This is a genomic window from Streptomyces sp. C (assembly GCF_000158895.1).
Lineage (GTDB): Bacteria > Actinomycetota > Actinomycetes > Streptomycetales > Streptomycetaceae > Streptomyces > Streptomyces racemochromogenes.
In genome coordinates, this window is record NZ_GG657750.1 from 5,970,968 (window position 1) to 5,971,853 (window position 886).

General features: G+C 76.3%; 1 protein-coding gene. It reads left to right on the forward strand.

Annotated features, from left to right (window positions below):
• A partial coding sequence (locus tag SSNG_RS44955; RefSeq protein ID WP_007267092.1) for an AMP-binding protein occupies positions 1-886 on the forward strand: 886 nt, incomplete at both ends.

Genomic DNA, 886 nt, shown 5'->3' on the forward strand with positions numbered 1-886 from the left:
GAGGAGCACGGCGTCAGCCACCTCCAGGTCGCCCCACCGCACTGGCAGATGCTCATCGACGCGGGCCTCGGACGGCGCCCGCTCGTCGGCCAGACCGGCGGCGAGCCCTGCCCGCCCGCCCTGGCCCGGGACCTGTCCCGCCGCCTGCTGCGGTTCGTCAACGAGTACGGGCTCACCGAGACCACCATCGCCGCCACCCGCTGGGACGCCCACGACACGGCCACCGCCGTACCCGTCGGCCGCGCCTACCCGCACGTCACCGCCCGCGTCCTGGACGAGTACCTGGAGCCCGTCCCGTACGGCACCACCGGCGAACTCTGCGTCGGCGGCGCCGGCCTGGCCCGCGGCTACCACGGCCGCCCCGACCTGACCGCCGCCTCCTTCGTCCCCGACCCGTACGGAGCCCCCGGCGCCCGCCTCTACCGCACCGGCGACCGGGCCCGCATGTCCGCCGACGGCACCATCGAGTTCGCCGGCCGCGCCGACGGCCAGGCCAAGATCCGCGGCCGCCGCGTGGAGACCGGCGAGGTGCAGGGCGTCCTCGCCGAGCACCCCGGCGTCTCGCAGTGCGCGGTCGTCGTGCACGGCACCGGCTCCACCGCCGCGCTCGTCGCCTACTGGGTCCCCGGCGGCTCCAAGCCGCCCGGGGACTCCGAACTCCTCGACCACTGCGCCCGCAGCCTGCCGGACTACATGGTCCCCGCGCTGCTGGTGCCCGTACCGGAGATCCCGCTCACCCGGCACAACAAGGTCGACACGGCGGCCCTGCCCGCCCCCGACCTCGCCGCCGCCCTCTCCGACGAGCCGTACACCGCGCCCGAGGGCCCGGTCGAGGAGATCGTCGCCGAGATCTGGGCCGAGGTCCTCGCCGGGGAGGACGGCACCA